The following is a 21,280-nucleotide window of genomic DNA, read 5'->3' as shown; positions in this document are numbered from 1 at the left end:
TTGCATGAAAATGTACATGATCGGACACCTCACTGTCCTGAAGCAGCACATTCCTGGTCTTATTGCCGCAAGGGCAGGAAAAATCCTGCGCTTAAATGAAAAATCAGGCTTTCTTCAGAAAAGCCTTTTCTACCGCGCAAATGCGGTTTTTTAACCTCCACTTTCATACCATTTGATTTTTTTGGCAAGGAATCAGGCAATACAAGGTAGCTTGGAAAAGATTGGTACTACTTTTTCTTTTCCTGTAGCATAAATGGGACTTCCCATTGCCTATCACTTCAAAAATAAACCACCATGAATGTCGCCAACACCCAGATACAGATGCGCAAGGGACTCCTGGAGTTTTGCATTCTGCATATCATCTCCCGAGGCGAGGTTTACACGTCCGATCTGATCGAGGAGCTTACCCAAGCCCAGATGATCGTGGTAGAAGGAACCCTTTACCCCCTTCTCAACCGCCTCAAATCCGCTGAACTGGTCACCTACCGATGGGTAGAATCAGAAGCCGGACCTCCCAGAAAGTATTACTCAATTACCGAGAAAGGTAAAAGTTTCTTAGAAACTTTGGCTGAGACCTGGGCAGCATTGGTCAATTCCACACTCCAAATCACCTCAAAAAACTGATTGGGAAAGACTAAAAAAAAGAACCACCATGAAAAAGACGATAAGCATCAACATCAGCGGCATTCTCTTCCACATCGAAGAAGACGGATACGATACGCTTAGAAAATACCTGGATGCCATCAATAAGCATTTCTCAGGATACAAGGACAGCAAAGAGATTATTTCGGACATCGAAAATCGGATAGCCGAAATTTTCCTTTCCAATCTGAAAAACAACAAGCAGGTCATCACTGCAGAAAATGTCGATAGACTCATTGAAAAAATGGGGACAATCGCAGATTTCAGTACTGTGGAGGAGGAAACTGAGGAAAAAGAACCACAGTCCGCCCAGGATGATTTTTACAAATATGTGACTCCACCTCAAAACGACCGAGGAGGCTATAAAAAGCTGATGCGAATGGAGAGCAAAAAAATCCTCGGAGGCGTATGTGCCGGGATAGCTCATTATTTCTCCATAGACCCGCTTTGGACCCGATTGATCGCCATTTTGCTTTTGTTCAGTGGCAATATCAATCTCAGACCGGGACTCTTGGATATCACTCCATTTGACAACTTTAAATTCAATATGAGCTTCGGGTTCTTCGCGTTGATAGCCTACATCGTTCTTTGGGTTATTTTGCCGGTTTCCTATGAAGTAGTAGAGGATAAGAACATCAAAAAACTGTTCCGAAACCCAGATGACAAAGTTCTAGGGGGTGTGGCAAGTGGATTATCCGCCTATTTCGGAGTAGAAGTTTTGTATGTAAGACTTGCCTTTGTGATCCTCACCTTTGCGGGAGGTTCGGGGCTACTGATATACCTGATCCTCTGGATCATTACTCCGGTGGCAAGTTCGATCACTGAGCGAATCAAAATGAAGGGGGGAGAAATCACCCTGGACAGCATTGATTCTACAATCAAAGAAACGATCAATCCCATTCCCCCTCAGCCGGAATCTACCCTGAAAAAAATCCTGATGACTCCATTTCGGATCTTGGGCAAAATCATTGATGCTTTAGGCTCGGCTTTGGGTCCTTTGGGTAGGTTTTTGGCTCACGTGATCCGGGTGATTTTCGGATTGATCATCTTCATGCTGGGTTTGGCTTTGACCATTGCCCCTCTCCTCTCCCTGGCGGTTTATTTCGGCATCACTGATACCGATTTTAGAACATTCGTGGACAATTTCCCTATTGAGCTGTTTACCGATTTGGTTCCGGTTTGGCTTGTAGTAGCTTCCTTGGGGCTAGTATTTATACCGGGGATTATGATCTTGCTTTTGGGATTGAGTGTTTTGGCCCAAAAGAATCTGATCGGTGGACGATTTGCCTTGGTAGCTTTGGCTCTTTGGTTGCTCTGCATCGGAATTGCCGGTTTCCAGATCCCTAAAATTGTAGCCCAGTTTAAGGAAGAAAATAAAGTGGAAACAAAAGCTGCACTTCCCCTAACTGCCGGAACACTGATCATCAAGGCAAATGATCTGGAGGATGAGGAGCTATTCAATAAGGCTAACCTTCAATTGGTAGGTACGGCAGATTCGGTAGTATCTCTGGTCCAGGAGTTTTCCGCCAGAGGTAGGACTAAAGCGGATGCTTTGGAAAATGCCAAGAAGTTGAACTATTCCTATAGCGTCCAAGATTCCATCATTACCTTCGAGGAAGGTTATGATCTGAATGAATTGAAATCCTTCCGAGACCAACGGATCAACCTCAGACTGGAGATCCCTTACGACAGGCCCTTTATCATGGAGAGGTCATTATTGGAAATTCTGAGAAATACCATCTACAACAATGGCTATAGATCATCGGATGTTCGTCAAGAGGCCGTTTGGGTATTCAATGAGGCCGGATTGATTTGTCTGACCTGCCCCGGAGAAAAGGGAGATCGGAGAAGAGCTTGGGACGAATGGGAAGAAACAAAAAGTACCATGGATTCCCTGACCCGAGCCAAATTAGACAGCTCCAGCAAAGCTAAATTCAAGGAATCTTACTTCATGAAAGAACAATAAGATTTTCAACCCGATAAAAATCAAAGAGACACCGTGGTGGTGTCTCTTTTTTTGTAACTTCTTTTTCAAACCCAAATCCCATGAATGTAACCGCAAAATTTTTAGGTGGATCCGGTGTAGTTACCGGCTCAAAGTACCTTATCGACATCGGAGAATTTGAATTTCTGGTGGATTGTGGGCTGTTTCAAGGCCCTAAAGCGCTCAGACAACAAAACTGGGACAAGTTCCCAATGCCTGTTTCCGATTTGGAAGCCATCATATTGACCCATGCACACCTGGACCACATTGGGTATCTCCCCAAATTGGTCAAACAGGGATTCAACGGACCGATCTATTGTACCGAGGCAACCGCAGAACTTGCCAAGATATTACTTCTCGATTCAGGAAAACTACAAGAAGAAGAAGCAGAATATGCCCGAAAAAAAGGATATTCCAAGCACGAAAATCCTCAGCCCCTCTATACCATGGAAGATGCTGAAGCGGTCTTTCCTCTTCTTTCCCCCCAACCTTTCGAATCTACCTTTGAAATTCATCCCAGAATCAAAGTGACCTATTTTCATGCAGGTCATATTCTTGGTGCGGCCATTGTAAAGGTTGTGATTCAAGGCGACCACCAAAGCAAGAAATTGGTGTTTTCAGGAGATTTGGGAAGATATAAAGACCCGATTCTATATCCTCCATCCCGAATCCCCAAAGCAGATATCGTGTGGATCGAATCCACCTACGGAGACCGAAAAGCTACCGAACAAAAACCCGAGGAAGAATTAGCACGAGCGATCAGAGAAACTTTTGACCGAGGTGGACTGGTCATCATCCCCGCATTTGCGGTAGGCAGAACCCAGCTATTGATGTACCATATCTATCAGCTCATGGAGAAAGGCAAAATCCCGAAAGCGCCGGTTTTTGTAGACAGTCCCATGGCAATAGATGCCACCCGACTTTACCTGGATTTCCATACAGATCACCGACTGACAGCCATGCTTGAAGAAGAGCATCATCCCTTCAAGCATCCCCAGTTACGATACTTTCAAAAACAGGAGCAATCCATGTCCCTTAATGAATTCAGGGGAAATGCAATCATTATTTCAGCCAGTGGAATGGCCACCGGAGGCCGAGTCCTCCACCATCTATTCCACCACCTTCCTCATGAAAAAAACGGGGTAATCATGGTGGGTTTTCAGGCTGAGGAAACGCGCGGAAGAAGGATATTGGAGGGTGAGCCCTCAGTAAGGATCTATGGAAATGAGGTGCCCGTCCGGGCAAAAGTTTATACCGTAGAGGGGCTCTCAGCGCATGCCGACCAAGACGAATTGATGGATTGGGCAGAGGGATTTTGTGAAAAACCGAAAATGACTTTCATCGTCCACGGTGAAAAGAAAAGTGCGGAGGCGCTATCGGTCAAACTCAACGAAGAATTGGGTTGGAATACCATTATCCCCCAATATTTGGAATCTTTTGTGCTATTTGAAGGGATTTAATCCGTCAAAGGCAGGGAATTCCCGTTCAGCTAAACTTGATTTCCGGTATGACAAACCTATTTGCCTTACCTTAAAATCCGGCTTCTACAAACTAATAAAGCCCTGATCACTTTCGCGATCAGGGCTTTTGAATTATTCTTTAAGTCTAAAGCTAGTCAGCTTTTTCTTTCTTTTTCACAGAGATACTCAACTCTGAACCTTCCCCGGAATAATCCGCGGTGATGACATCCCCCTCGGACAAATCTCCTTTGAGGATTTCCTCAGCGATAGCATCCTCGAGGTATTTTTGGATGGCTCTATTTAGAGGTCTGGCACCATACTGCTGGTCATATCCCTTTTCGGCCAAGAATTCTTTTGCCTTTTCGGTCAGTTCGATCTTGTATCCCAACTCGGTAATCCTTCGGAAGAGTTTACCCAAGCTGATGTCAATAATCTTGAAGATGTCTTCTTTGGAAAGTGAGTTAAAGACGACCACATCATCCAATCGATTCAGGAATTCGGGACTGAAGGCCTTTTTGAGGGCAGATTGAATGGTGGATTTCATAATCTCATCCATACTTTCCTGTTTGGCCTTATTGGCAAAACCGATCCCTGCACCGAAATCTTTCAAGTCACGAACGCCAATATTGGAAGTCATGATGATAATGGTATTTCTGAAGTCGACTCTTCTTCCCAAGCCATCCGTCAGGATACCATCATCCAAAACTTGAAGCAGAATATTGAACACATCAGGGTGAGCTTTTTCTATCTCGTCAAGTAGGACTACTGAGTATGGCTTTCTTCTGACCTTTTCGGTCAACTGTCCACCTTCCTCATATCCTACATAGCCCGGAGGCGCTCCGACCAATCGGGATACCGAGAATTTCTCCATGTATTCCGACATATCAATCCGAATCAGGGCATCGTCCTTATCAAATAGGTAGGTGGCAAGTGTCTTGGCCAATTCGGTTTTACCCACACCGGTAGGTCCTAAGAAAATAAAGGAACCGATCGGCTTTTTGGGATCCTTCAATCCTACGCGCGTTCGCTGAATGGCTTTGGTCAGTTTCTTGATGGCCTCTTCCTGTCCGATTACCTTTCCTTTCAGCTCCTCACCCATATTGAGCAATTTATTGCCTTCATTTTGGGCGATTCGCTTGGCCGGAATACCGGTCATCATGGCAATGACTTCAGCCACATTATCCTCCTCTACGGTGAAGCGCTTGGATTTACTTTCATCCTCCCATCGTGCCTTGGCGGCATCCAACTGTTCGAGAAGTTTCTTTTCCTTATCTCTCAATTGAGCTGCCTCCTCATATTTTTGGGATTTCACCACACGGTTTTTCTCCGCCTTGATGTTCTCAACTTCAGCCTCCAGCTTGAGGATATCTTCTGGAACATGAATGTTGTTGATGTGCACTCGAGCTCCGGCTTCATCCAGAATATCAATGGCTTTATCAGGCAAAAACCGATCAGATATATATCTGTCCGACAGCTTCACACAAGCCTCGATAGCCTGGGGAGTATAGATCACATTGTGGTGATCTTCATATTTATCCTTGATGTTGTTAAGGATCTGAATCGTCTCTTCGGGTGAAGTAGCATCCACCATGACCATTTGGAAGCGTCGGGCCAAAGCCCCGTCCTTTTCAATGTATTGCCGGTATTCATCCAGCGTGGTAGCCCCGATGCATTGGATTTCTCCACGGGCCAGTGCGGGTTTGAACATATTGGATGCATCCAGGGAACCGGAAGCTCCGCCTGCACCGACGATGGTATGGAGTTCGTCAATGAAAAGGATGACGTTTGGAGATTTTTCCAGCTCATTCATGACCGCCTTCATCCGCTCTTCAAACTGCCCTCTGTATTTGGTACCCGCAACGAGCGAGGCCAAATCCAAGGTGACCACACGCTTATTGAATAACACACGGGACACTTTCTTCTGAACGATCCGCAGCGCAAGTCCTTCGGCAATAGCCGTTTTACCTACACCGGGTTCACCGATCAGAATCGGGTTGTTTTTCTTCCTTCTGGAAAGAATTTGAGCCACTCGCTCGATTTCTTTTTCCCTGCCAATGATGGGGTCCAACTTATCTTCTTCAGCCATTTTGGTCAAATCCCGACCAAAATTGTCCAATACCGGAGTTCTTGATTTTTCAGCACCTGGCTTGGCAGCTCCTCCCCCTCCGGGATTAGAAGAACCAAACAGTTTGGAACCGTCATCGTCTCCATCCTCAGCTTCTGCGCGGGCTCTTGGAGCAGTACCTGCGTCAGATTGCATTTCCAGCATTTCCTTGATGGTGTCGTATCCCACTTCAAATTTGTTTAAAATCTGTGTAGCAATGTTATCCTCGTCTCGCAGGATAGACAGAAGCAAATGTTCGGTACCGATCAGTTGACTTTTAAATATTTTAGCCTCGAGATAGGTGATCTTCAACACTTTTTCTGACTGACGGGTCAAGGGGATATTGGCCATATTTTTCACATTGTGATTGGCAGTCCCTTTTACAGCCCGTTCGATGGCATTTCGCAATTCATCCAGCGGAATACCCAGCTTTTTAAGAATGGAAACAGCTACACCTTCTCCCTCCCGGATCATTCCAAGCAAGAGGTGCTCTGTGCCTATGTAATCATGTCCCAGACGAAGGGCTTCTTCGCGGCTGAGAGAGATCACCTCTTTGACTCTGTTCGAAAATTTTGCTTCCATTTAAATCCTTTCTGATTATCTAATAAATCTGTACGTATGTTACCGAATTTGTTTTAAAAACACAATCCTTTTAAGCTTTGTTCATGGTTTTTTTAGGGATTGCTTCAGAAGCTCTTCAGCTTGAGGCCCATGGCAAAACAATAAATCCAAGACGCTGAGGTTTGGCTCAAAGTCTACGCCAAAAACCTGGACATAGGGGTGGGCCTGGTAGTATCCATTTTGGGAAAAATGCCTTTTTGGATCAATCAGACCCCTTAAATCCAAAACTTCCTCGGGAATTTGTCCATTTTCAACCACGGTTAGATTGACAGGCCATCTCAGTAATTTCAGACAGATTGTCAGAAGGGAATAATTTAACTCCCAAAGGCTTGCTCCGTGTCCTTCCAATACTTTTTGGAAGTAGGGAAAAAAATATTCGAAAAACGGAGCTTTACCATACGCGCTCTGTATTCCTCGAAGGTGAATTGCCTGCCACTTTTGAGAATAATCGATTTTGACTAGCCTCATCGGGATTTTCGGCCTTCTGCCTTGAATAGGAATGCTCAAGGTTTCCACCTTGTTGGCTAAAAGAATGCGAGTCCGGTTGAGAAAAGACTGTCTTTGGTACAGATCATCGGGAAAAAGCAACAGCTCCTCTGCACCGTAAATCGCGGCAAAAAACTCTAAAGTGGGAAGGTAGTGGAGATCAATGGCGATGCGCTTCAAGGGGAAAAGGGGTTCGGGGGTTGGCGTTCGATGGTCAGGATTCTTCATTCGGTTTTCGGAATATTAAACTATCGAATATGGAATACCGAATGAGGAATATGGATGTCAAATCTAGCTTCTTGTCTCTAGCTTCTAGAATCTTTCAAAGAATTTCCTCCAACTGCCCCAGTCCTTCCCGGACCACGACCACCTCCTCACCGGTGCAGTCCAGAATCGTAGAAGGCACATTGGAGCCATATCCTCCGTCAATAACCACATCTACCAGATTCTGATATTTTTCAAAAATCAACTCAGGGTCTGTACTGTATTCGACAATTTCGTCTTCGTCATAAATCGAAGTGGACAGAATGGGCTGCCCGAGTTCCTCTACTATAGCCCTGGGAACTCCATGGTTGGGCACTCGGATACCGACTGTTTTTTTATTGCTATGCAGGATTTTCGGCACTTGTGAACTCGCTTCCAAAATAAAAGTAAACGGCCCCGGGAGTGCTTTTTTCATCATCTTGAAAACCGGCTTGGTGATGACCCGGGTGTAGTGTGAGATATTGCTCAAATCTGCGCAAACGAAGGAAAAATTATGTTTTTTGGGATTAATCCCCTTGATTTTACAGATTTTTTCTACGGCTTTTTGATTGGTGATATCACAGCCCAAGCCATAGACTGTATCCGTCGGATAGATAATTATCCCTCCGTTTCTGAGTATCTCCACGATCTGACGGACCCTTCTTGGGTCGGGATTTTCCTCATAAAGTCTTATAAAATCAGCCATGGCCTACCTTTGATTTGGTGCTACAAGGTTAACCCATTTTTCTGTCAATTCGTGCACAATTGGAATATCTGCTGGCGCCAAATCCAGCAAAAAAAGCTGATTTTGGTCATACCAACCCACCTGGGCATGCTCTGCAAGGATAATCTCCCCTCCAGTCCAATCCGCAACAAACGGGATCAGCCGGATCTTCTTGGTCGGATAGTCAAAATCCACCGGGGTCAATTCGGTCTTGATCAAAATTTGGATCCCCAATTCTTCTCCGATCTCCCGAATCAGACACGCTTTCGGATCCTCTCCCATTTCCACCTTCCCTCCTGGAAATTCCCATTTGCCGGGTAAATCCATTACCTCTGAGCGCTGGGCTAAAAGAACTTTTCCCTGATGGATGATGATGGCACAGGTGACAGGGATGATTTTCATAAACTTGACAGTTAAAAGAAAACAAGATAGAAATACGGTGGAAATACAACTCGCTTTGCTCGTTGAAATAAGGAAATACCATACTCTCGGTGGTTGAAACAGGATAAAAACAACTCCAGTCGCTTCTTGAAATTAAAGGAGGGGTTTAGGTTATTCCACTGCCGCAGGAAATTTCATTTCCATTTTCTATTTTATGACTATTCGCAATGCTGCACGTATTAAGGAATTTGAAATTATTTCGATGATTTAAATCCCCTAGCCCCCTTAGGGGGAATTTGCCAAAATCCGGCATCAAACCTTTAAATCCTTTGGCTTCGTGCAAGATTGCGGATACTCATTTTCTATTGAAATGACTACTTCTTTCTCAAACGCCTTCTCTCAATTGCTTTCGGTTTTTACCTTTGAATTCAACTTTTGGATCAATTCATCCGAATATCCTTCATCTACAAGTTCAATGGCACCATTTTCATCAATCAGATAAAAGGTGGGGTAACCTCTGACCCCATACGCTTGTCCCACTTCCTTAGCTCCAATCAAGACAGGGAATGGTATCCCTACCCTGGATTGGTATTTTTCCATTTTTCCCGGCTCATCAACCGGATTGATATAAAGTGGAACTACATTTTCAGAAAAGGAAAATGAAGATTTTTTAAATTGGTCGATGGCGATTTTGCACCAGCCACAATGGATCATGGAAAAGTCCAACAATACTTTTTTACCCCTAAAATCACTCAAATTGACCCAATTGCCTTTCAAATCCTTTAGTCTAAAATCGGGAGCTTTTTCCCCGATCGCCAGAAGCTTTGATTCGCTGATCTCCACACCATCAGCTTTGGAAACATACCCTTGAGGTATTTTGGGCTCCAGTGGCTCACTGACTGGATCAAATGAATAATTGGAATAAAAGACCTCGATCAGCTGATTTCTTTTCCCATCATGGTATAGCCTTCTGGAAAGAAACTCAGGCAGAAAATTGGCCGGATTGATAAATAGGTGATTTTCGAGGAACACTTTTTTCTCCATGACCACGGTATCCATTTCCACCCAAACGAACTCCATTAAAGTTTTGCCATTGACTACAGTATCCTTTTTATAATTCAACGGCTCCTGGGCGAGTAAATGGATCGGGCTAAATGATCGGTAGGAATTACTGGAAAGGCGCTCTGTTTCATTCTCCACTACAGTTACTTCCCGATCTTGATGATCCACCCAAAAAGAAACATTACCAACAAACCAAAACTCCCCTTCTCCTCTTTTCCCAAAAAAATCATAACCCAAATCAGCATTTGGATTCTTTTGAAAAAAGGATATGTACAAAGTTGTGTCAAATTCCCCCAGATTTGGATCTTCCCAAACCATGGTTTGATGAAACCCAATTTGCACTGATTCAAGAATTTTCGCTTTTGATTTTTCCAATACCTGATCTGGTGAAAGTGGGGCATCACAGGAAAAACACAAACCCATGAAAGTCAATCCAAAAATTATTTTCTTCATCATCTTGAAACTTACTAAAACAATACTGATCGCTTAAGATAATAGGAGAGGTTTGAATTGAAAAGAAACTAATCAGAAATACCAGGTAAATATTCCGGTTCTCGCTGAGCAAGGAGTTCGGTTGAAAAGACACCTTGAAATGCCTGGCATCGAAGAAAATCATCCTTCTCCATAATCGCTTTGCGAAATATTTTTAAGACAAACTCAAGCAAAATAGGGTTGAATTAAAAAAGTAAAGATCGGGGTTTGAGCACCGCGTCGTAAATCTGAAATCCCAAATCGTAAATTCCCCGGGGTCGACCCACTCTTCACCAAGCACAAAATTTATTTCCTATTTTTGCCCTCTATGCAACTCGAAAAGCGCAAAAAAATCATGCTGGTTCTCCTGATTTCGATCTCGGTACTGGCTATTTCCATGACCTTTTATTTTTATCAGGTCTTCTTCAGTCCTAATACCCTGGTGGAATCCGATCAGCCCTACATGCTGAAAATCCCCACCAACGCGGTGTTTAAAAATGTCAACGATCAGCTTTATACGGATCGGGTGATCAACGATGCCTTGAGCTTTGGTTTCGTGGCCAAAATCCTGGGCTATCAAGAAGGTGTCAAGCCCGGGCTCTATAAAATAGATCCTAAAATGAACAACCTTCAGCTGGTCCGAATGCTGAGATCAGGAGCACAGGTTCCTGTGAAAGTCACCTTTAATAATGTGCGAACCAAAGAGGACTTGGCCGAAAAAATCACGGCAAATCTAGAAGTGACACAAGAGCAGTTTCTCACTTTGATCCAAGACTCTGTCTATATCCGAAAATTTGATTTTGAGGAAGAGACGATCATGAGCATGTTTATTCCCAATACGTATGAGTTTTGGTGGAACACGAGCCCGGAAGCACTTTTTGACAGGATGTATAAGGAATATCAGACTTTTTGGACCGAAGAGCGAAAGCAGAAAGCGCAAGCCCTTGGATTGAGCCAAAAAGAAGTGAGCACGCTGGCATCGATCGTGCAGGCCGAAAGCCAAAAAGCTGATGAACGACCCAAAATAGCCGGAGTTTACCTCAATCGATTAAAAATTGGAATGGCACTTCAGGCCGACCCGACCTTGGTGTATGCCACCGGAGACTTCACGCTGAAGCGAATCCTCAACATCCATAAGGAAATAGACAGCCCGTACAACACGTACAAAAATGCCGGCCTCCCTCCCGGGCCGATCAATCTTCCCGATATCAATTCCCTCAATGCGGTCCTGAATGCCGAGAAACACAGCTACATGTACTTTTGTGCCAAAGAGGACTTCTCGGGGTACCATGCCTTTGCAGTGACCTACACTGAGCACCTCAACAATGCCCGGCGCTATCAGACGGCATTGAATTCCGCCAAAATCTTTTAGCATGTTCCACGCTGAAACCCAAATCCGCGTTAGATACGCCGAAACCGACCAAATGGGATATGTTTACTATGGTAATTATGCGATGTATTTCGAGGTAGCCAGAGTGGAAGCGATGCGATCGGCAGGATTTTCTTATCGGGAAATGGAGGAAAACGGCGTAATGATGCCGGTCTTGGAAAGCCACTTTCGCTACCTCAAGCCGGGTAAATATGACGAGTTGCTCACCATCCGCACCACCATTCCGGAATTTCCCGGTGTGAGAATCCGATTTGAATATCAGGTCCTGAACGAATCCAACGAAGTAATTACGGAGGGTTGGACCACCTTGGCTTTTCTGAAAAAAGACACCCATCAGCCAACCCGGCCACCGGGAAATTTGTTAGCTTTATTAAAACCATTTTTTACTTAAATCAGCATTCTGTGGTCAAGGAGAAAATTTTCAAATGGAGACTTAGAATCCAGCTTAAAGCGAGGCATTTAAAAAAAATCCATTTTGGAAGTCCTGAAAAAAATCTATACGATGTGGTACGGATTTTTATTCAACAACTCAAAAAAGACGACATCAACGAACGTGCCGCTGCCATGGCATTTAGTTATACGCTGGCACTTTTTCCCTTACTTCTTTTCCTACTCAATCTGATTCCTTACCTGCAGGATTTTATCCCATTGGTCACGACAGAAAATATTTTGGCATTTGTCCAAAGTATCATGCCCGAAGACATTTACAAAAATATTGAGACCACACTCATGGATATCGTCTCAAAACCCAGGCAAAGCCTGATCTCTTTCGGTTTTTTCTTTGCGCTGTATGCCTCTACCAATGGGGTAGTGCAAATGATGGTATCGTTTAATTCGGTCTATAAAACCAAAGAAAATCGGGGATACTTTGGTATGAGGGCAATTGCGGTCAGTATCGTATTTGCGTTGGTCTCCACCATCATCGCAGCCAGCTTGGTGATGATTTTCGGAAACCTATTCATCGGCCGACTGACTGAACTCCACCTGTTCAATCATGGATTTTTGATTTTCCTCTTCAATACCCTTAAGTTTTTCATCCTGCTATCGGTCTTTTACCTTACTTCTGCATTTATCTTTCGATTTGCCCCAGCAGTCCATGACAAATGGCGTTTTTTTTCAGCCGGTGCTCAATTGGCTGGACTTTTAATCACCCTGGGTTTTTACGGGTTTATCTTTTACCTGGAGAATTTTGCCAGTTATAACAAACTGTATGGCTCTATAGGTACCCTCATCGCCTTGATGTTTTGGCTTTACATTACTTCTCTGATTGTTTTGGTATGTTTTGAAGTAAATGTGAGTTTGGACTTGGCAGAAGAAAAGCAAAAAGAGCGCGAAAGAAGAAGGAAGGTCTTGTCTGGCAATTTTTCCTCCAATCAAAATTAACGGCTTCATCATAACGCCTTTACACAGATTTTTAATAAGTTTCCTAATTCCTGGACACTTGTTTTACCCTATCCCATACTATGAATAAATCTTTCTCCACAGCAGCCCTACTCTTCGGATTTGCCGCTGTATTGAGTTGTGGCAACCCTACTCCTAAAACAGTGAGCGATGCAGAAATCAACGCTTGGTTTGATGCCGAATACGAAGAACTCCTGCAGATGAGCCCCCTTCAGCTGGCTACGCAAGGCCGCAAAGACAGGTATGATCAAATCGATGACATGAGTGAAGCTGGGGAAGATCAACGTCTCGCCTGGATGGAAGCCAGTGTGGAAGAGATGAAGGAAAAATTCCCTCTTGAATCTCTAAGCCCGGAGGCCCGTGTATCTTACCAACTTTGGGAATATCAATATGAGATGGAAAAATCGGATGTCGCTTTCCGGAGGATGAACTATGTATTCAACCAAATGTCAGGTCCGCATACCATGCTGCCCAACATGCTGATCAATTTTCACCGTGTGGATGAATCCGCAGACATGGAAGCCCTGATCAAACGGTATCAAGAGACCGGTAGAGCGATCACTCAACTTCTGGAACGCGCCAAACTTCAGACAGCAGCCGGAGTGCGACCTCCCAAATTTGCCTATGAATATGTCATCCAGCAGTCCAAGGCTTTGCTCCAAGGTCAGCCTTTCAGCAGCGATGCCGCCGAAGCTCCGCTTTGGAAAGATGCCCTGACCAAAATCGAAAAGTTGGAAAAGGAAGGCAAAATCACAGCAGAACAGGCCGAAACTCTCCGAAGCAATGCGAAAATGGCATTGACCCAAAAGTTTAAACCCGCCTATGAAGAATTGATTGCATGGCTGGAATCCGAACTGCCAAATCTGGAAGAAAAGCCAACGGGAGTCAGCCGACATGAAAAAGGTAATGCATTTTATGCTCACAAACTCAAAAGTTCAACCACCACGGATTTCACCGCGGATCAAATTCACCAGATAGGACTTGATGAAGTCAAACGCATCCAAGGAGAGATGCTCGCGATCAAAGATCAGGTGGGGTTCAAAGGTGATTTGAAAGAGTTTTTTAAATTCATCAACAGTGATCCCCAATTTTTCTTCCCTGATACCGATGAAGGGCGTCAGGCGTATCTGGACGAATCCACTGCTTTTTTGGACGAAATCAAAGCAAAACTTCCCCAATACTTCGGCATCCTTCCCAAGGCAGACCTGGTCGTGAAAAGAGTGGAAGCATTCCGTGAGCAGCCCGGAGCACCCCAACATTACAATCAAGGCACCCCTGACGGAAGCCGTCCCGGCACCTATTATGTCCATCTTTCCGACATGAAGGCGATGCCCAAGTCCACTATGGAAGGAGTGGCCTACCACGAAGGAAACCCAGGCCATCATATGCAAGTCGCCATTGCCCAAGAACTGGAATCGGTGCCCAAATTCCGTACGCAAATGAATTTCAATGCCTATGCCGAAGGTTGGGCCTTATATTCTGAAACACTAGCCAAGGAAATGGGGCAATACCAAAATCCCTATTACGACTTCGGTCGCTTGGTCAATGAAATTTGGAGAGCGATCCGCTTGGTGGTGGACACAGGGATCCATTCCAAAGGCTGGACCGAGGCTGATGCAATCCAATATTTCTCTGAAAATTCCTCCATTGCTCCAGGTGCTATTCAGGCAGAAGTTCGTCGCTACATGGTAATCCCCGGTCAGGCAACCGGATACAAAATCGGGATGCTAAAAATTCAGGAGCTCAGAAAACTGGCAGAAACCGAACTGGGAGACAAGTTTGACATCCGCCGATTCCATGACCGGATTTTGGGTGGTGGGGCTTTGCCTTTGGATATTTTGGAAAAGGAGGTCAAGCGATGGATAGCCGAAGAAAAAGTCCGAGAGCAATAATCGGCAGGAAGTCCCGACGGACCGGGTGTAATTTGAAGGGTTAGTTTTTTTGTGGGTGTGGTAAAAAGTGAGTAGTAAGAAGTGAGTGTAAAAAATTAACCGGAAAAAAATCAGAGACTTAAGAGAAAAAGGCAAAAAGGTCTTGCCCGAGATAGGGAAAGGATATACTTTTGCACACTCGATCTGAAAAGTTCGACAAAGAGGAGTGGCAGAGTGGTCGATCGCGGCGGTCTTGAAAACCGTTGTACCGAGAGGTACCGGGGGTTCGAATCCCTCCTCCTCTGCTTTTAGTTAATCAAAAGTTTCGAAAAGCCCCAAATTTTAGCGATTTGGGGCTTTTTTATTTTTCACCACCTTCGAAAAAACACAGAATATTCGGATATCGGGAGGAAAAATCGAGACCTATTCCATTTACAATCGAGACCTATTTTCTGGTGAGCTTTTTGGTGAATATGGAAATTCGCTGGGTTCTCGGAATCAGCTCCAATAGCTTTGTTCAAAACAAATGACAAGGCTATGAACATACCTACGCTATCTTTTCTACTTCAGGAAAAGAAACTCAAAAAGGACGGGAATGCACCGATCTATCTTCGGATCACCATTAATGGAACCCGATCTGAAGTATCTTCCAAAATTGACATTGCCCCTTCCAAATGGGACTCTAAGAAAGAGCTTATCCGGGGAAAAGAACCGTTGACCATACGGCTTAATCAGCAACTCCAAAACTTTAAGCTGAAAGTCTATGATGTTTTGGAACAGATCAAAATTCAACGGTACGACATCACGGCAAACAATCTGAAACTCGGATTGTCAGGAGAGTTATTCCAAAGTCATACACTGAAACAGGTCTATGCTCTGTTTATAGAAAATCTGGAAAACAGAGTTGGCACAGACTACTCCCCAGCTTCCTTGGAGATTAACAAGACCACCTATGATCACCTGATCGAATTCTTGGATCAAGAAGGAAAAGCTCAATTAAAACCAGAGGAATTTAATAATCAGCAATTCCTGAAGTTTGAGAATTTTCTGAAATCCAAAAAGCAGAACTCGCACAACACAGTCTATAAAAAAATAGAGCGTGTCAAAGCAGTATTCAAGTGGGCTTATGAAATGGATTATATCGAAAAAGATCACAGTAAGAAGTTCAAAATCAAAAAACAGAAGAAGGAAATCATATTCTTGACTCAAGAGGAACTGGACCGCTTAAAAGCTGTAAAGCCTATTGAAAGGCTTGCAATCATCCGTGACGCTTTCCTATTCATGTGCTATACCGGTTTAGCCTTTAATGAAATCGAACGGCTTAGTGAAGAAAATTTATCCAAGAATATTTCAGGAGGGTATGGGATCATTATGACCCGGCAAAAAACCAGCAAAAACATTCCTGAAATACCATTGCTTCCAATGGCTTTGGACCTCATTTCCAAGTATGAAAATCATCCGAAGCGAATCATTGAGAAGAAACTATTCCCAATTCCTGCCAACCAGAATTTCAATGGATACCTAAAGGAACTGGCGGCCTTGGCTAAGATCGACAAGCCAATCTCTACACACACCGCAAGAAAAACCTTCGCCACTACCATCGGCCTTCGAAATGGAATGAGTTTAGAAGTTGTCAGCAAGGCACTTGGCCATAGCAACATCCGAATTACTCAAGAATCCTATGCTGATCTTCAAAATGATCGGATCAGAGAAGAATTTGAAAAATTAGAGAAAAACCTAAATAGCCATGAAAGTAATAAATCCCGTCCTTCGAAAAGTATTGGTTGAACTAAAGGGTCTTGATTCACCTCTGGAATTCTGGTGGGATGATAAAATGATCCTTGGTTTTGATAAAATCCTAATGAACTCAAACGATGTTGTAATTCGGGCACCAAACACCCCAACATCATTGGTTGAATTTCGGCTCGAAAAGTTTAAAAGTTACCATATTACAGAAATGACGGAGATTCTTTTAAAGGAACAAAGCTTCGTCCTCACGAACTTTAACAAGTACTATCAGAGTCTTCGAATTCCAACACCAAGAGAATCATTCAATGATGAATTTGATTTCCCCCTCACCTTAATTTGCCTTTTAAATAACAATTTAAGCCTACCTGTTTCTATCGATTTCTCAAATTATTTGAACTTAGACTATCTCAAAAACAGAAACTTAACCATTGAGGAGGCCTTTTTTGACCAAGAAGAGAAATCCTCTAAATCCCAATTAGAAACAAAAATCCTATTTGCCGAATACATTTCAATATGATATTCTTATGGAAATTTCAATGAAATGCTAAATATTGACAAACTATATGGAAAGCTAACTGCGGTGGACCATGGGGAAATCTTTGATAGGCCAAACTTTAATTTTAAAATCACATCATTTACCGATGATTGGGATTTGGTTCCTTTGAGAAATTGGGGAAAATCTTTAGATGAACTACAAAAAACTATAACTCGAATTCTTGATGAATTGGAAGATTCTGAAAATTACAAGTTCACTTTGTTACCAGAATTTGTTTATTCGAATCCAAACATTGTAATCTATGAATACTTGGATAATGTCTATCCCAAAAAAGCTTCTTTTACTTTTGAAGACGTTATTCTTTTCGGGAAGCAAGATGAATTAATGTTTAGGAGGCAAAATCAATCATTTACACTAAAGAATGATTTAAAGCATTTAAATGCCATTTTAAGGGAATGTCAACAAGTTTACGAGACTCAAAAAGATTCCGAAATTCGTAATCCCACCTATCTGGTCCACGAGAGAATTCCTTTTTTGGGGAATGAGCAACAACTTTCATATTTCTTCAAATTACTCATTGATGGAGGATTCATCCTTTGTTCTGAATCTGATTTTGAAACCCTTAATGCCAATTTTGCGGCTAATGAAACTGAAAATGCCCCTGCAAAAAACAAAAAGGCAGCATTGAAAAAACATCTTATCGAAAAACAAAATCTTGCAAAAAAAGTGGCTGATTATTTTTATTGCATAGCTCCTCAAAATTCCTCAGCCGTAGGTTTTGAAGTTTTAATACCAAAATCTGAAGGTATTTCATCACGAATGAATCAATCCGCAAAAATCAGAATAGCAAAAACAGACCTTGAAAGGTTTCATTCTGGATTTATTAAGATCGTAAAAAATTTGGAATAAAAGTTTCTTTATGAATGTCAAAATGAAAAGCCATCTTCCACCAGATGGCTTTTTTGTTGTCAAAAACTTCCAAAAATCATTCACCAAAACACTCACCAGAACTTTTTAGACTTCCTTCATATGGCTTCCCATTTTTGAAGTCATTATGAAATACGAAAAATTTAATCCCAATCAGATCATTCTGATGAATTCCGAACAACTCGGCGAGTTGATTCAAGGAATCCAAGAAGTTAAAGCCTTGGTCAAAGCCAAGATTTCACAAGATGCCATCCCGGAACTTCTGAGAACCCCAGATGTCAAACGCCTTTTGAAGGTGGGTGAAAGCACTCTTGCTGGACTTCGGCAAAATGGAACACTGCACTTTACAAAAATTGGAGGCAGCATCTACTACTTGAAGAGAGACATCGAAAAAATCATCCTAGAAAACTATTCAGGAAAATGAAAAACAAAAGCGGTTACATCGATCTAAATGCAGCTTCAAGGAAAGTTTTCCAACACTACATCGGCCATTTATTTCCAAATGGATTAGTCACTACGGGCAAAAATATCTCTAACCCGTTTCTCTTGAAGCCTCAAAAAACACCTTCTTTTAATATCCTTCGAGTAAAAGATGGAAGCTTTATTTACAAAGATCATGCTACTGGAGAACTCGGTAACTGCGTATCATTTGTGGCAAAAATGGAAGGCATTAACAGGATTGAGGCAATCAGGAAAATCAGACAAATTGTAACCAATAAATAAAATGAATACACAAATCAATTTTGCTTCAAGTAAGCAACCATTTCAAATGTACTTTCAATTTGAAGGCGTCACAAAGGAGATTTTGGACTTCTTCAATGTCAAAGTCAAAAAAGAAGATTCAACTGATATTGAAATCCATTATCCGTATTTAGATGGTAGCATCAAAGTATGTAAACCTTTTTTAAAAAATAAGTGGTCTTATTTATCTGAGGATCAAGTCAACCCAAATCCGAAAGTTTTTGGCATCAACCAATTACCAGCAAATGGCGAGATGGTGGTTATTGCAGCTGGGGAAAAGGATGTTATGGCGTTGTATACTATAGGGATTCCAGCGATTTGTTTTAATTCCGAAACAACATCACTCGAACCCAAAGTGATTAAGGCGCTTAAAAAGAAGTTCAAAGAAATTGTACTTCTATACGATCGCGATAATACAGGATTTGATAAATCTTCCCAGTTTTCAAAAGAGTTCAAAATTCCCAGTGCCATCTTACCTGCTGGAACCTATGATAAAGACGTCACAGACTTTTTGGCCGCAAAAGGGAGTAAAGAGCAGATTGAATTGTGCCTGAAGAGAGGAATAGCTAAATACTATAGATCGCTGAATTCATTCAAAGCAGGAGAACTCGAAAAAATGAAGTATGAAGACCTTGACTACATTATTCCTGGGATATTATCCTCGGATTCGCTGTGTGCCTTAGTTGGTGGTTCTGATTCGGGCAAAAGCTTACTTACTCTTCAATTTGCAATTTCTTATGTAATAAGTAAGGATTTCATAGGCCACACTGTAAATGGTGGAAAAAAAGTTCTCTATTTATCATTTGAAGACTCGAATGGAACCTTAGCAGGAAGATTTCAAAGGCTTTGTTCGAAATTATCCAAAGAAGAAATAGCATTGGTCAAAGAAAATCTATTCTTCAAAAATCAAAGAGATAATTTTGTTCTGCAAATACTTGATCACTTAAAGAGAAATCCCGACACTGGTGTAATCATAGTTGACACATTCGCCGAGATTGCTTCTGGAAGAGATATAAATAATTCCGGTGAGGTCAGGGACGTCCTTAAACCACTTCAAGAAATCTGTTTCCAAAATCAATTGGCAATTATAACGATTCATCACATTGGCAAGGCTCCTGAAAAAGAAGATAAAATGAGTAAAACAGGAATTGTTGGAAGTCAATCCTTTGAAGCAGCAATGAGAGTAGTGATCCAAATGAATAAATCGAAAAATCAATTCCGATTAGGTATCACGAAAGGCAATGATATTGTTGAAAGTAAAAAAGCTCCAAACTCAACAATTAGCTTAACCCATGATCTTGAAAGTCTTTGGTTTTTCAAAACAATAGCTATTAAATCAGTTTCAGTATCAAAAGGCACCAAACAAGCGAAAAAGGCAGACTGGAAGCAGATCTTTGAAGACGAGAAAGAATTAAGATATGGGGTGATCCTTCAACGACTCATAGAATCAGGATTTACAGAAACTCCGGCAGAAACCCTAATATCTAAGGAGCTCAAGGAACATAAAATCAGTAAAGGCCTCTACCGTAATCCAACACTTCCAGTCGCCGAGGTTGGTGAGGACGATGAGGATGATCACTTTGAGCTGTAATTATTAATTTTTTTTGTTCTCTGCCTCTTTTTTTACCCCTACCCCCTCTCCCTTTTAGGGAGAGAGGGGGTTAGGGGTTCGCAAAAAACAAATAAATTGAAATCTATGAATTAGAAACTGACCTTTACATTGTGCTCCAAGGTTACGTTATTCTGATCAAAAGTAGTTTCTCCTATATACCCTACCCAACTACGTCTATTCTAAGGCTCTATTTCGAATAGTTTCAGGCTCTTTTTCTGAAGGCTTTACCCAAAGAATAGATTCTGAATTTTTCTCGGTGATTATAGCTGGTTCAACTCAGACACTACCCATCGATCCGCCTTTTCAAAACTTTAGGGGATCGATATGTTTCCATATGGGCCGATTACTTCATCAAGGTAAAGGCAGGTAGGTTCTCGACGCTGATCGGCCAAAACCCGAATAGTCTTTTTGGCTTGATTTTCCCTCCAAGTGCCTTGAAAGGAAAATGGAAAAACAGCCAAAAAATCCAGCCTTTGGAGGGGATTCTTATAATGGCAGCCAATCGATTGAAAAAGTAAAGTTTCAGTCATCCATCCCAATCCTGCAAAAAAGACTAAATCCCCATTCAATCCATTGAGGTGATTTTGAATCTCTTGGTTCATCGGTATAACAGGGAAGTACCCATCTTTTGGAAGCCGTCTTTTACCCAATTGTTTACGGATGTAATCCGGGGTTGTAAAAGGAATGAAGGAATCTCCCTTTCTTAAGCTATCTGGTTCTTCCGAATTAATGAATGTGAAGGAATCAAAGTACAATTCACTGGAATGATTTGAAGCCAAATAACAAGCTGAAGTCCCCAGTGCTATCAAATGCCGGCCATTTGCTGTTTGAGGAAATGGAGAAGTTTCAGCCAAGGCCATAGGTGCACCGGCAATTATCGGCAAAGTTTTGAGAAAGTCGCGTCTTTTCATATTA

General features: G+C 42.5%; 20 protein-coding genes and 1 tRNA gene. 15 read left to right on the top strand and 6 right to left on the bottom strand.

What is annotated here, in order from left to right:
• Positions 1 to 4 precede the first annotated feature (4 nt).
• The 4 genes from CLV31_RS21875 (at position 5) to CLV31_RS16760 (ending at position 4,086) form a co-directional block, all read left to right on the top strand.
• Positions 5 to 154 (top strand): hypothetical protein, encoded by a 150-nt coding sequence (locus tag CLV31_RS21875; protein ID WP_181452659.1) that lies wholly within the window; start codon positions 5 to 7, stop codon positions 152 to 154.
• A 140-nt stretch (positions 155 to 294) separates the two neighbouring features.
• The gene (locus CLV31_RS16770) at positions 295 to 624 is read left to right on the top strand and encodes a PadR family transcriptional regulator (protein ID WP_111394160.1); all 330 of its coding nucleotides are present in this window, start codon (positions 295 to 297) and stop codon (positions 622 to 624) included.
• Between the two features lie 28 nt (positions 625 to 652).
• Positions 653 to 2,608 carry a PspC domain-containing protein gene (locus tag CLV31_RS16765; protein ID WP_111394157.1) on the top strand — a complete coding sequence of 652 codons (1,956 nt, stop codon included), beginning with the start codon at positions 653 to 655 and terminating at the stop codon, positions 2,606 to 2,608.
• 80 nt (positions 2,609 to 2,688) lie between these two features.
• Positions 2,689 to 4,086, top strand: coding sequence for an MBL fold metallo-hydrolase RNA specificity domain-containing protein (locus tag CLV31_RS16760; RefSeq protein ID WP_111394155.1), 1,398 nt, complete (start codon positions 2,689 to 2,691; stop codon positions 4,084 to 4,086).
• A 151-nt stretch (positions 4,087 to 4,237) separates the two neighbouring features.
• Here the strand turns inward: CLV31_RS16760 and CLV31_RS16755 are convergent, their stop codons facing one another.
• The 5 genes from CLV31_RS16755 to CLV31_RS16735 all read right to left on the bottom strand — a co-directional run bounded on the left by CLV31_RS16755 (position 4,238) and on the right by CLV31_RS16735 (position 10,160).
• Entirely contained in the window at positions 4,238 to 6,772 is a 2,535-nt protein-coding gene (locus CLV31_RS16755) for an ATP-dependent Clp protease ATP-binding subunit (protein ID WP_111394153.1), read from the bottom strand.
• Positions 6,773 to 6,853: 81 nt separating this feature from the next.
• Complete coding sequence (locus CLV31_RS16750; RefSeq protein ID WP_111394151.1) at positions 6,854 to 7,525, bottom strand: WbqC family protein; 672 nt, start codon at positions 7,523 to 7,525, stop codon at positions 6,854 to 6,856.
• Positions 7,526 to 7,619: 94 nt separating this feature from the next.
• On the bottom strand, positions 7,620 to 8,246 hold the full coding sequence (locus tag CLV31_RS16745) for an L-threonylcarbamoyladenylate synthase (RefSeq protein WP_111394149.1): 627 nt from the start codon (positions 8,244 to 8,246) through the stop codon (positions 7,620 to 7,622).
• 3 nt (positions 8,247 to 8,249) lie between these two features.
• Positions 8,250 to 8,666, bottom strand: coding sequence for a (deoxy)nucleoside triphosphate pyrophosphohydrolase (locus tag CLV31_RS16740; protein ID WP_220084347.1), 417 nt, complete (start codon positions 8,664 to 8,666; stop codon positions 8,250 to 8,252).
• Between the two features lie 378 nt (positions 8,667 to 9,044).
• Positions 9,045 to 10,160, bottom strand: a complete 1,116-nt coding sequence (locus CLV31_RS16735) for a peroxiredoxin family protein (RefSeq protein ID WP_181452658.1) — start codon at positions 10,158 to 10,160, stop codon at positions 9,045 to 9,047.
• A 346-nt stretch (positions 10,161 to 10,506) separates the two neighbouring features.
• On the opposite strand from CLV31_RS16735, the gene mltG reads away from it, so the two are divergent.
• From mltG to CLV31_RS16675, 11 genes are all read left to right on the top strand, one after another.
• Complete coding sequence (gene mltG, locus CLV31_RS16730; RefSeq protein WP_111394146.1) at positions 10,507 to 11,550, top strand: endolytic transglycosylase MltG; 1,044 nt, start codon at positions 10,507 to 10,509, stop codon at positions 11,548 to 11,550.
• A 1-nt stretch (position 11,551) separates the two neighbouring features.
• Entirely contained in the window at positions 11,552 to 11,959 is a 408-nt protein-coding gene (locus CLV31_RS16725; protein WP_111394144.1) for an acyl-CoA thioesterase, read from the top strand.
• An 11-nt stretch (positions 11,960 to 11,970) separates the two neighbouring features.
• Entirely contained in the window at positions 11,971 to 12,951 is a 981-nt protein-coding gene (locus CLV31_RS16720; protein WP_111394142.1) for a YihY/virulence factor BrkB family protein, read from the top strand.
• A gap of 80 nt (positions 12,952 to 13,031) precedes the next feature.
• The gene (locus CLV31_RS16715; RefSeq protein ID WP_111394140.1) at positions 13,032 to 14,861 is read left to right on the top strand and encodes a DUF885 domain-containing protein; all 1,830 of its coding nucleotides are present in this window, start codon (positions 13,032 to 13,034) and stop codon (positions 14,859 to 14,861) included.
• A 199-nt stretch (positions 14,862 to 15,060) separates the two neighbouring features.
• Positions 15,061 to 15,145: transfer RNA gene (locus CLV31_RS16710), tRNA-Ser, on the top strand.
• A 232-nt stretch (positions 15,146 to 15,377) separates the two neighbouring features.
• Complete coding sequence (locus CLV31_RS16700; protein WP_111394136.1) at positions 15,378 to 16,628, top strand: site-specific integrase; 1,251 nt, start codon at positions 15,378 to 15,380, stop codon at positions 16,626 to 16,628.
• On the top strand, positions 16,588 to 17,106 hold the full coding sequence (locus tag CLV31_RS16695) for a hypothetical protein (protein ID WP_111394134.1): 519 nt from the start codon (positions 16,588 to 16,590) through the stop codon (positions 17,104 to 17,106). Before CLV31_RS16700 ends, CLV31_RS16695 begins: the two co-directional genes overlap by 41 nt.
• Positions 17,107 to 17,130: 24 nt before the next feature.
• Complete coding sequence (locus CLV31_RS16690; RefSeq protein WP_111394132.1) at positions 17,131 to 17,994, top strand: hypothetical protein; 864 nt, start codon at positions 17,131 to 17,133, stop codon at positions 17,992 to 17,994.
• Positions 17,995 to 18,139: 145 nt separating this feature from the next.
• Positions 18,140 to 18,436, top strand: a complete 297-nt coding sequence (locus CLV31_RS16685) for a helix-turn-helix domain-containing protein (RefSeq protein ID WP_111394130.1) — start codon at positions 18,140 to 18,142, stop codon at positions 18,434 to 18,436.
• Positions 18,433 to 18,735 (top strand): hypothetical protein, encoded by a 303-nt coding sequence (locus CLV31_RS16680; RefSeq protein ID WP_111394128.1) that lies wholly within the window; start codon positions 18,433 to 18,435, stop codon positions 18,733 to 18,735. The genes CLV31_RS16685 and CLV31_RS16680 overlap by 4 nt, the downstream gene beginning before the upstream one ends.
• A 1-nt stretch (position 18,736) precedes the next feature.
• The gene (locus tag CLV31_RS16675; RefSeq protein ID WP_111394126.1) at positions 18,737 to 20,344 is read left to right on the top strand and encodes an AAA family ATPase; all 1,608 of its coding nucleotides are present in this window, start codon (positions 18,737 to 18,739) and stop codon (positions 20,342 to 20,344) included.
• Between the two features lie 332 nt (positions 20,345 to 20,676).
• Here CLV31_RS16675 and CLV31_RS16670 read toward each other — a convergent pair whose 3' ends face one another.
• The gene (locus CLV31_RS16670; protein WP_146250916.1) at positions 20,677 to 21,276 is read right to left on the bottom strand and encodes a hypothetical protein; all 600 of its coding nucleotides are present in this window, start codon (positions 21,274 to 21,276) and stop codon (positions 20,677 to 20,679) included.
• Between the last annotated feature and the right edge of the window lie 4 nt (positions 21,277 to 21,280).

Origin of the sequence: Algoriphagus aquaeductus, from assembly GCF_003253485.1 — a bacterium.
GTDB lineage: Bacteria > Bacteroidota > Bacteroidia > Cytophagales > Cyclobacteriaceae > Algoriphagus > Algoriphagus aquaeductus.
The sequence above is the reverse complement of the archived record's forward strand: the minus strand, read 5'-3'. Positions and strand labels throughout refer to the sequence as shown.